Below are 10,410 nucleotides of genomic sequence, written 5' to 3'. Positions count from 1 at the left end.
ATTTAAAAACTCTGGCACAATTATAATTGTGCCAGAGTTTTTAAATACTAATTGCTATACATCGCTTATTCAACTGAAATCAAGAATGGATATAATGGTTGCTTTCCATTATGAATTTCAATCTCAAGACCGTCATTAAGAGCTAAAATAGCCTCTTGCAGTTTTTCAGCATCCTTTTGATTGGTGTTTTCACCATAGATAATCGTCACAATTTCAGAATCATCATCAATCATTTTTACCACCGATTGACTGGCAGCATCAAGTAGTTTCTTTGTCACAACTTCAATCTCGCCATCAAGAATTCCCATCCAATCACCATGCTTAATAGTCATACCATTTAGCTTAGTATCTCGCACAGCTTTTGTGATTTGGGCTGACTTGACATCTAACATCACTGAAGCCATTTCATCAGCATTGTCTGATAATTCTGATTCCGGATTGTATCCCATCATAGCTGTTAAACCTTGCTGAACGGTGCGCGTTTTGACAACACGTACTGGTATATCAGCCAAATCAACAGCTTGATCAGCAGCCATGAAAATATTTGAATTATTTGGTAAAATCAAAGCACTTTTAGCACCCGTAGCTTTAATGGCATCAACAATATCAGCCGTTGATGGGTTCATCGTCTGTCCACCAGAAATAACTGTATGCACCCCTAAACTTTTGAATAAGTCAGCGACACCATCTCCTGCTGAAATTGCAATGACTGCCGTATCAGAAGCAGGTACTGCTGCTGCAGCCATTTTAGCCATTTGTGCTTCTTCTGTACGTTGTGCATCAATAACTGCTTGCTGTTGATCTCTCATGTTATCGACTTTAACTTTGACTAATGAACCAAAATGAGTTCCCCAACGCAGAATTTCTCCTGGATCTTCTGTATGAACATGAACTTTAACAATTTCATCATCATTGATGACAAGTAATGAATCACCAAGTTGTGATAGATGATGATAGAAGGTTTCATAATCAAATTCGTGATCATATGTTGTCCCCTTAGCAATTTGCACCATAATCTCTGTGCAATAACCATATTCTATACTTCGGGGGTCTAAATGACTGTTCGCTTGTGCACCCGCATGTAGTTCTTTGACCATTTGATCTAATTCAGCATTATCAGGCGTTTTAAGGTCTGCTTCATTAAAGTCGCCACTTAATACTTGATAGAATGCCTGCAACACAAAAACAAGTCCTTGACCACCAGAATCCACAACGCCAACTTGTTTTAGTACAGGCAATAGATCTGGTGTTGATGCCAACGCAATTTGTGCTGCTTCATTGACAGCATGCATTAGTTTAACTAAATCATCCGTCTCATCAGCTACTTTATTTGCTTTTGATGCTGCTTCGCGAATGACTGTTAAAATTGTACCCTCTGTTGGCTTCATAACAGACTTGTAAGCCACCTGAGCCCCTGACATCAGGGCGTCAGCCAAATCACGTGCCGATAACGTTTTTTTACCTTCAACTGAGTTAGAAAATCCACGGAATATTTGTGATAAGATAACGCCAGAATTACCACGCGCTCCCATCAAAAGCCCTTTAGACGTTGCTTTAGCAAGCGTACTAATATCTGTATCTAGCGCATCACGCTCATACTGTGCGCCACTTGCCATTGACAGACTCATATTTGTCCCTGTATCACCATCTGGCACAGGGAAAACATTTAATTTATTAATCGTATCCGCATTTGCGGCAAGCGCTGCTGCTGCAGCATTAATCATCTTACCAAATTCAACATTGGTAATTGTCGTAATTTTAGTCATGATACTCCTAGTCCGTGACGCGAACACCTTGAACAACCACGTTAACTTCCGTTGCGTGAATTCCCAGTAGTGCGTCGAGATTATATCTTACTTTACCTTGAACTGATTTAGAAATTTCTGATAATTTTGTCCCATACTGCGCAACCAAATAAACATCCACGTTTACGCCGTTCTCTTCTTGATGAATGACAACGCCTTTAGCATAATTTTCGCGATTTAAAATCTGGTTCATACCATCACGGAATGTTGCTCGAGAAGCCATACCAACAACCCCAGGATTCTCAATAGCAGAACCACCAACAATGGTCGCAATAACATCGTTTTCAATTGTAATTTCACCAATTTTAGTTTTAATTTTGATTGCCATAATATTTAAAACATTAACTCAGAAATACGCTAACAGTCATGCTACAAAATAATCATATCAATTTGTAGCATGAATAGTTTGAGAACAATCGAGTTAATGCATTTCCTCCTTGAAAGGTCTACTGCTATTATTTTAACATATCTCAACAATAAACGTATCCTAGCAATCAACTCTTTGACATAAAAAAACCACCGGAGTGGTGGTCGTTTTATGTCAGTTATGCGCAATATTCTAGCACAACTTCAATCGTACTGCCGTTTATACGCGTTCGATAGTTCCGGTCTTCAATCCAGACTTCAAAGTACGCGCTGATAAATAAACTTTCTTTGCAGGAGCACCGTTAATCTTAACAGTCACTTTTTGCAAGTTTGGCTTCCAGCTACGACGACTTGAATTCAACGCGTGTGAGCGTTGGTTACCAAAACGTGTGCGTGCGCCTGTAATAGCATCTTTTGCCATGTTCGACCCTCCTTTTCGAGCCATTATTTTAAAAAAGGCTCTTTCTACAACATTAGTAAATTCTACCAGATTAAAAGCACTTTGGCAAGTTATTTTGTATATTTTGACAAAACAGCCGCTAATTGATCTTTCGTATGGAAACCAGTTAGCCGCTCAACAACCTCACCATTTTTTTGAACGAGTAGCGTTGGAATAGCACGAATACCAAATTTTGCTGGTGTATCAGGGTTAGCATCAACATCCATTTTAACAAAATCAACGTTGTCCACCTCTTCAGAGAGCGCTTCTAATACTGGTGATTGCATACGACAAGGGCCACACCAAGTTGCCCAGAAGTCTGTAATACTGACTCCACTGGCTGTCATTTTTTCAAATGTTGCATCTTCAACTATTTCCACTGTCATAATTTTATCCTCATAAACATAGATTTACTTACTTTTCTAATACCATTATGTTTTATCTCTTGTTTGCGTAACCATAATAACGCCGGTATCAAAGCTCACATGTACCATATTACTGACAAACTCATTTGACGACCACATTTTGTAAACATTATCCGTTAAGGTCAACGGATATTTTGCATCAATTATCTTAAAGTTAGAAACTGAATTAAGCGGCATAAATCCAAGATACTTTGCACTTGGTATCCTGCTAACTGTTTTTAAACCCGGTTTTAAATAGCTCACACTATTAACATTGTCAATAATTTTTGTTTTTTCAACAATTTTTTCAAAGGTGGGGTCTGCTAACAACCATAAATTACTTAATAGATGATCAAGTCGTCCCCCTGTTGCGCCAAAAATATTAATGCTATCCGGATTTTGAGCTTGCGCGTATAATAACGCAAGCTCCGTATCAGTTTCATCTTTCTCAGCCTTGACACGTGTAATTTCGTTTGCTTTTAGATGCGATTCAAGGACATGCAACTCATCAGGAGTCAGTGAATCAAAATCGCCCACAGCCATCAACATCGGTATATGATGCTGATATAATCGCCATGCGCCGCGATCAGCCCCAATCCAGAGGCCTGGAAGATTAAACAAATCACTCGGCCATAACGTCGTTTCCCCACCTGCCAAAATGTTAATTTGCATTATTTTGTCAGGTCTTTCAGGGTAGTAATTTTAGCGGCAGGATCAACTTTATCATATACATATGATCCCGCAACAAAGACATTTGCACCTGCTTCAAATGCAGCAGTGATCGTTTCATTATTCACACCACCATCAATTTCGATATCAAAATTATAACCTAATTCTTCACGGATAGCTTTTAATTGTGCAATTTTTTCAATGGCAGAGGGCAAAAATTTCTGTCCGCCAAAACCAGGATTAACCGTCATCACAAGTACTTGGTCAACCATATCCAAAACTGATTCAATTGCTAATACAGGTGTTCCTGGATTGATCACAACTTCGGCTTTAACACCTTTATTCTTAATCATTTGCAATGCACGATGGATATGTGGCGTTGCCTCCACGTGCACACCAATGATATCCGCACCAGCATCGGCAAATTCATCAACAATTTTTTCGGGATTCATGACCATTAAGTGCACATCCAACACCATTTTTGTTTCTGGACGTAACTGTTTAACCCAACCTGGGCCATAAGAAATCGATGGTACAAAATTCCCATCCATCACGTCAATATGCAAATATTCAGCGCCAGCGCTTTCCACAAGTTTCACATCACGCTCTAAATTTGTATAATCAGCACTTAATATAGATGGTGCAATAATTCCTGCCATGTTACTATTCCTTCTTCCTAAATGTTTCGATTATCTGTATTATATCTTGGCTTTTGCGATTTGATCAAATCATAAAAGGCCTTATAACTATTATACCGTGATTGTGCTATAGCGCCAACAGTTACGCTTTCCTTGACGGCACATCCCGGTTCATTGAGATGTAAACAACCACGAAAACGACAATTTTGACGTACAGCAACAAATTCAGGAAAATAATCAGCTAACTGCTCAACTGGAAAATCAAAAACTTCATACGACGAAAATCCTGGTGTATCAGCAATCAAGGCATCATTAACCTGAATAAGTGTCACTTGCCGAGTTGTATGTTTCCCACGACTCAGGGCCTTTGAAACAATACCTGTTTCAAGTCCTAACTCAGGTGACAAATGATTTAGTAGTGTTGATTTTCCAGCACCCGTTTGTCCCATGAATACAGCAACTTTACCTCGCAGTTCAGAGCGTAATTCAAAAAAATTACCATTTATATTATTCATGGCTGGTAATATTGTCGTATAGCCTATTTTCAAATAGCGGTTTGACACTTCTATTGCATGAATATACTCTGATTCAGTTAATAAATCTGCCTTTGTAAAATAAATCAATGGTGTCACGCGGGCTGCTGCTAATGCGACTAACTGCCTGTCTAGCAAATTCGGTGCAAAATCTGGTTCTTTAAGTGCTGTTACAATTACGGCAACATCAATATTTGCAATCAGTGGCCGAACTAGCACATTTTCTCTCGGATAAATTTTCCAAATTAACCCTTCATCATTTTCACTCTCAAAGTCAACAAAATCACCAACAAGCGGTTTTTGTCCTGATTTTCGAAACTCACCACGTGCGCGCGTGCGCTGCACCTCGCCATTTGAAATTTGTATATCATAATAACCACTTAATGATCGAATAATTCGTCCTGTTTTCATATCATTATTATAACAAAAAAGCCGATTATAATCGACTGATGTTGTTTTAGTTCTTATTTTTACTACTTGAGGCACTGCTTGATGAAGATGATGATGAACTAGATGAGCTTGAACTGCTTGACGAAGATGATCCATCCGATGAACTTGAATCATCAGAAGAATCACTTGATGAAACCTGAGGACCCTGTGAGATAGTCACAAGTAACACCATATCTTTAGTAATACTTGAGCCACCACGAATGGACTGACTGATCACATGATCTTTTTTTGTATTACCATCATATTGTGTATTAAAGTTAACCACAATATCATGCTCACTGGCCCAACTTTGTACTTGTTCTTGTGTACTTTTTCCGGTAAAATCTGGTACGTTAATTCGTTGCGCACCAGTAGAAACTGTGAATTCAACATTTGTTGCAGTCGGATCCACTTTGCCATTAGCGTCAACAGACTGTAAAATTATTCTACCTTCTGACACACTATCAGAAGGACTATCTTTTCTTGTCACAGAGTACCCTTGGGCACGAAGTTGTGTCGCAGTCACATCATAGTCTGAACCAACATAATCACCAAAACGTACTTTAGCACGTCCAGAAGATATAATCAAATTAATTGTATCTCCCTTTTTTGCTTCTGCACCACTACTTCGTGTTGTACGAACAACATGCCCATTAGTAATTGTTTTTGACGGTGTTGAACTAACAGTGCCAACAACCAAACCAGCTTTTTTGATTTTCATTGTCGCTTGATCTTGTGTCAAATTAATGACATTTGGTACAGTCGTTTTATTGGATTGATAATTTAAGAAAACGGTCACAGCAACAGCCATTAAAATAAGTCCTACTAGCACCCAAGGCCATTTAGATGACTTACGAAATTTAATGCCATTCCCTCGCAAAACACTACGGACGTAGTTGGGTGTGCGATCAACAATATGCGCAATATCTTTAACAGAATAACCCTTTTTACCATGTGATATAATAACATCTTTTATTGAGGGTTCTTCAGGTACTTCGTCTGGGAAAATTTTATCAGATGACACACCAGTCTTTAACTGATCTTGAATTTGAGCCATTGGAATAATGCGTGTCTCGTCTATTGTGTCTGACATCGGTGCAAATCGTATTTCGTCTGAGCGCCTAGGTGATAACGTCGTATTCAAATCTTCAGACATCGCTGCAGCACTTAAATAACGATCTTGTGGTCTTTTGGCTGTTGCCTTTAAGATAACATTTTCTAAGGCTTGCGGAATTCGCGGATCAAAATCACGAACAGATGGCATCTCTTCAGTCGTATGTTTCATTGCAACTGCAACTGGTGTGTCACCTTCGTAAGGAACTTGTTTGGTCAGCATTTCGTAAAGCATAACGCCTAGCGCATATATATCTGATTTTGCTGACGCAAGCCCGCCACGCGTTTGTTCAGGTGATAAGTAATGAACTGACCCGATAACAGTATTTGTTTGTGTCATATCTTGAACTGATTTTGCAATTGCAATGCCAAAATCGGTAATTTTCACTTGGCAATTTTTGTCAATTAAGATATTTTGTGGTTTTAAATCGCGATGAATAATGTCAGCGTCGTGTGCTGCTTGCACTGCACTTAACACTTGCGTCATGATGTCAACTACTTGTTGATACGGAATTGGAAAATGCTCGGCAATGAATGACTTTAAATCATTACCTGCTACATATTCCATCACCAAATATTGTGTTCCTTCGTATTCCCCAGTGTCATATACCTGAACAATATTATCATGAACCAATTCCGTTGCTGAAATAGCCTCACGCTGAAAACGCTTGGCTAATTCAACATCGTTTTTCATATCCAAACGCATCATTTTAAATGTGACGTCGCGATCCAAAAATTCATCATGTGCCAAATAAACATTGGCCATGCCACCCCCGCCAAGCGATTTGATAATTTTATAACGATTGTCTATCACTGTATCTGGTAACATAATTATTTTGTATCCTCTTCATTGTTACGGCTCACCAAGAGGGCAGTAACATTATCTGGTGCACCATTATTGTTAGCGGACCGAATCAATTCGTGTGCACGCAAATCCAAAGTTGTTGCTGTTCTCATAATTTGCTTAATTGTTGTTTTATTAAGCACTTTAGTAATACCATCAGATGTTAAAAACAACATATCTTCGTCGGAAAATTTATGCTGTCCAATTTCAATGTCTGCGTGCCTATCAACACCTAAAAACCTTGTCACACTGTTCGCATTAGGTATATTTTCGGCTTGCTTTTGGCTAACTGTACCGGTGCGAACAAGTTCATTTTTAAGGTTATGGTCAAACGATATTTGTTTTAAGCTATTATGATGCAACAAAAATGCCTTAGAATCACCCAAGTTACCAATAACGACCTGCTCATCAAACAGAATTGCTAGTACAAGTGTCGTAGCCATTGTTTTTAAATCATCAAATCGTTGTCCTGCCTCTATAATGACATCGTTTTCAAAGGCAACTGTTTCTTTGATCCAAGCGATTGATGGCTTGATTGTTTCAATTGTTGTTTTTTCCCAGGCGTGACCAAAATGTTCTACAGCCATAGCACTAGCAACTTCGCCACCCTCAGTTGAAGTGACGCCATCGGCTACCATAACCATCACGTTGCCTTTTTGGTTTGTAAATGCGCCAACGTAATCTTGATTTTCATTACGTTTGACGCCTGAATCAGTATGAAATGCTATTTGCATAGGATTATTTTATCTTCTAAAAACGTATCTGCTAAAGATTTTCTGGCGAATGACTAGAAAATCTTGCTTCACGTGATATATTTTCACTTTTCTTTTAACAATTGATTATACGCTGTCAGTTGGTATTTTCCTTTGCAATGTTGCAACGAAAAAACCATCTGTTTGATAATCGTTTGGATAAACATGTAGCACATTTTCAGAACGGTTTGGCTTCAAGTTTTTGGATGTTTGCGTTGGTACAAGTTCAAAATCTGAATGTTTCAATAAGAATTTTGTGATAACATCATCGTTCTCTTGACGCAAAATTGTGCATGTACTGTAAACAATCATACCATTATCAGTAACATTTTGACTAACAGAATCTAATATTTCAAACTGCAAATGCGCTAAATTTTCGACATCTGCTAATGTTTTGTCGTAACGAATTTCTGGTTTACGCCGTAGTAAACCAAAACCTGAGCACGGTGCATCAACTAAAATACGATCAAATTTTTGATCAATTTCTGTTGGTACTTTACGCGCGTCTAACACGCGCGTATGAATTTTTTCTGTCACATGCAATCGTTCAGCGTTGCTTCGAATTAATTTAATTTTATGTTCATGAATATCTAATGCAGTAATTGTAACATTTTCACCAACAGACTGTGCAATTTGTGTCGTTTTACCGCCAGGAGCGGCCGCTGCGTCAAGAATCGTTTTAACATTCTCTGTCAAATGCATACTTTCAACTGGTAACATAGCACTTTCATCTTGCAGCGTTAATAAACCATCGTGGAAAGCTTTTGAACCAGCAACATGTCCGCCAGAAACAATGTAAGCATGCGCCGCTACGCGTGATTTGACAGTGGTAAATTTTTCAGTTGCCAATGCCTGTTCCACTTCCTCATCACTTGCTAATGTCGTATTCACACGAATGGATTGCTGTGGTGCGTCATTGATTGTTTCAAGCATCGCACGTGTTGTCTCTTCACCATTTTGTGAGATCAACTCCTCAATTAACCAAATCGGTAGACTTCTTTCAATAGACAAACGTTGTATCGGTTCTTTTATGTCAGAAGTACTTCGTAAACCTTGGCGACCAATATTATGCAAAATAGCCGTCACATACTTTCCAGTACCGACATGACCAAGTATCTTAGCAACTTCAATGGATTCATTAAAAATGGCATGTTCTGGAATTTTATCCAAGAATTTCATCTGGAAAATGGCTGAATACAGTAATTCACGCACCCAGGCATCAATTTTTTTATCTCCAACAAATGGCGCTAGCCAATATTCAAATGTCATACGGTGTTGAATAACACCATACACAAGTGTTGTTAACAAACGTTTGTCCGCTTCACTCAGTTGGTGTTGTTTAATCACTTGATTCAGCTGTAAATTAGAGTATGCACCATTTTTAATTTTAGCTAACGTTTGTACTGCTAATACACGGGGATTATCACTATAAACACGTTTATCACTCATTAATTGGCTCCTCTGCCCACAAATCTCCTGTTTGTAACTGATTGCCTGCTCCGTTGAGATAAGCCACAATATCCATCTCAGATTTTCCAGCTGGCTGTAGTCTATCGATACTAACCACGGTTTGATCAGCTGCCGAAATTTTTAGTTGCTTCTTGGTTTTTTCAACAACATGTCCCGCATCTAAGTCAGTTTTTTCGTCCAGCGGAGTCACTTTCATAAGTTTGACCCGCTGTCCTGAAACTTGTACATGTGCTGGATGCGTTGGATAAAGGCCACGCAAATGCCAGTCAATTTGTTGTGCTGTCTCACTTGTAAAATTCAAATTTTGCATATGGTGTGGAATATTAGGTGAAAATGACACATCATTATCGTTTTGTTTAACCGGTGAAATGTCACCAGTAGCAATTTTAGGTAGACTTGCCAATAGTAAATCGCGTCCAGCCAAACTCAGTTTATCAAACATAGTACCCACATTATCTTGATTTGTAATTGGCACCTTAACAACATCAATAATGTCACCAGCATCCATTTTTTTAACCATATACATGATCGAAACACCTGTCTCGGTATCCCCGTTCATAATTGCATAATGCACTGGTGCACCACCACGATATTTAGGCAATAATGAGGCATGCGTGTTAACAGCGGCTATTTTAGCTGCTTCCAATAATTTATCGGGTAGAAATTGGCCAAAAGCCGCAGTCACAATAAAGTCTGGATTTAGTGCAATAATTTGCTGCATGTCATCTGAACCACTAATTTTTTCAGGTTGCAAGACAGGCAAATTATGTGCTAATGCTGCAACCTTAACTGGACTAGGTTTTAGAACATGTTTACGTCCTTGTGGTTTATCTGGTTGCGTAACCACAGCCTTGACGTCATATTTATCATCAGCAATTAATGCTTCTAGGATGGGAACTGCAAACTGTGGGGTTCCCATTAGTACAACTGAATATGTCATGATAGATC

Annotated in this window: 11 protein-coding genes; all 11 read right to left on the bottom strand. The window is 38.8% G+C overall.

What is annotated here, in order from left to right; genetic code table 11:
* Window positions 1–65: 65 nt before the first annotated feature.
* The 11 genes from EUI_RS0107000 to fmt all read right to left on the bottom strand — a co-directional run bounded on the left by EUI_RS0107000 (window position 66) and on the right by fmt (window position 10,402).
* Window positions 66–1,766 carry a DAK2 domain-containing protein gene (locus tag EUI_RS0107000; RefSeq protein ID WP_010017048.1) on the bottom strand — a complete coding sequence of 567 codons (1,701 nt, stop codon included), beginning with the start codon at window positions 1,764–1,766 and terminating at the stop codon, window positions 66–68.
* Between the two features lie 7 nt (window positions 1,767–1,773).
* On the bottom strand, window positions 1,774–2,133 hold the full coding sequence (locus tag EUI_RS0106995; RefSeq protein ID WP_010017047.1) for an Asp23/Gls24 family envelope stress response protein: 360 nt from the start codon (window positions 2,131–2,133) through the stop codon (window positions 1,774–1,776).
* A 258-nt stretch (window positions 2,134–2,391) separates the two neighbouring features.
* The gene (gene rpmB / locus EUI_RS0106990) at window positions 2,392–2,592 is read right to left on the bottom strand and encodes a 50S ribosomal protein L28 (RefSeq protein WP_010017046.1); all 201 of its coding nucleotides are present in this window, start codon (window positions 2,590–2,592) and stop codon (window positions 2,392–2,394) included.
* Between the two features lie 89 nt (window positions 2,593–2,681).
* Window positions 2,682–2,996 (bottom strand): thioredoxin, encoded by a 315-nt coding sequence (gene trxA / locus EUI_RS0106985; protein WP_010017045.1) that lies wholly within the window; start codon window positions 2,994–2,996, stop codon window positions 2,682–2,684.
* 45 nt (window positions 2,997–3,041) lie between these two features.
* Window positions 3,042–3,686, bottom strand: coding sequence for a thiamine diphosphokinase (locus tag EUI_RS0106980; protein WP_010017044.1), 645 nt, complete (start codon window positions 3,684–3,686; stop codon window positions 3,042–3,044).
* Window positions 3,686–4,342 carry a ribulose-phosphate 3-epimerase gene (gene rpe / locus EUI_RS0106975; protein ID WP_010017043.1) on the bottom strand — a complete coding sequence of 219 codons (657 nt, stop codon included), beginning with the start codon at window positions 4,340–4,342 and terminating at the stop codon, window positions 3,686–3,688. The genes EUI_RS0106980 and rpe overlap by 1 nt, the downstream gene beginning before the upstream one ends.
* 17 nt (window positions 4,343–4,359) lie before the next feature.
* Window positions 4,360–5,265, bottom strand: coding sequence for a ribosome small subunit-dependent GTPase A (gene rsgA, locus EUI_RS0106970; protein WP_010017042.1), 906 nt, complete (start codon window positions 5,263–5,265; stop codon window positions 4,360–4,362).
* A 46-nt stretch (window positions 5,266–5,311) separates the two neighbouring features.
* Window positions 5,312–7,225 carry a Stk1 family PASTA domain-containing Ser/Thr kinase gene (gene pknB / locus EUI_RS0106965; RefSeq protein ID WP_010017041.1) on the bottom strand — a complete coding sequence of 638 codons (1,914 nt, stop codon included), beginning with the start codon at window positions 7,223–7,225 and terminating at the stop codon, window positions 5,312–5,314.
* Between the two features lie 2 nt (window positions 7,226–7,227).
* The gene (locus tag EUI_RS0106960; RefSeq protein WP_010017040.1) at window positions 7,228–7,974 is read right to left on the bottom strand and encodes a protein phosphatase 2C domain-containing protein; all 747 of its coding nucleotides are present in this window, start codon (window positions 7,972–7,974) and stop codon (window positions 7,228–7,230) included.
* 105 nt (window positions 7,975–8,079) lie between these two features.
* Window positions 8,080–9,441, bottom strand: coding sequence for a 16S rRNA (cytosine(967)-C(5))-methyltransferase RsmB (rsmB, locus tag EUI_RS0106955; protein WP_010017039.1), 1,362 nt, complete (start codon window positions 9,439–9,441; stop codon window positions 8,080–8,082).
* Window positions 9,434–10,402 (bottom strand): methionyl-tRNA formyltransferase, encoded by a 969-nt coding sequence (fmt, locus tag EUI_RS0106950; RefSeq protein WP_010017038.1) that lies wholly within the window; start codon window positions 10,400–10,402, stop codon window positions 9,434–9,436. The genes rsmB and fmt overlap by 8 nt, the downstream gene beginning before the upstream one ends.
* Window positions 10,403–10,410 lie beyond the last annotated feature (8 nt).

Source organism: Leuconostoc gelidum subsp. gelidum KCTC 3527 (genome assembly GCF_000166715.1).
Lineage (GTDB): Bacteria > Bacillota > Bacilli > Lactobacillales > Lactobacillaceae > Leuconostoc > Leuconostoc gelidum.
The sequence above is the reverse complement of the archived record's forward strand: the minus strand, read 5'-3'. Positions and strand labels throughout refer to the sequence as shown.

Coding starts and splice junctions, on each gene's coding strand:
- EUI_RS0107000 (WP_010017048.1), bottom strand. CDS start 1,766: ATGACTAAAATTACGACAATTACCAATGTTGAATTTGGTAAGATGATT.
- EUI_RS0106995 (WP_010017047.1), bottom strand. CDS start 2,133: ATGGCAATCAAAATTAAAACTAAAATTGGTGAAATTACAATTGAAAAC.
- rpmB (WP_010017046.1), bottom strand. CDS start 2,592: ATGGCAAAAGATGCTATTACAGGCGCACGCACACGTTTTGGTAACCAA.
- trxA (WP_010017045.1), bottom strand. CDS start 2,996: ATGACAGTGGAAATAGTTGAAGATGCAACATTTGAAAAAATGACAGCC.
- EUI_RS0106980 (WP_010017044.1), bottom strand. CDS start 3,686: ATGCAAATTAACATTTTGGCAGGTGGGGAAACGACGTTATGGCCGAGT.
- rpe (WP_010017043.1), bottom strand. CDS start 4,342: ATGGCAGGAATTATTGCACCATCTATATTAAGTGCTGATTATACAAAT.
- rsgA (WP_010017042.1), bottom strand. CDS start 5,265: ATGAAAACAGGACGAATTATTCGATCATTAAGTGGTTATTATGATATA.
- pknB (WP_010017041.1), bottom strand. CDS start 7,225: ATGTTACCAGATACAGTGATAGACAATCGTTATAAAATTATCAAATCG.
- EUI_RS0106960 (WP_010017040.1), bottom strand. CDS start 7,974: ATGCAAATAGCATTTCATACTGATTCAGGCGTCAAACGTAATGAAAAT.
- rsmB (WP_010017039.1), bottom strand. CDS start 9,441: ATGAGTGATAAACGTGTTTATAGTGATAATCCCCGTGTATTAGCAGTA.
- fmt (WP_010017038.1), bottom strand. CDS start 10,402: ATGACATATTCAGTTGTACTAATGGGAACCCCACAGTTTGCAGTTCCC.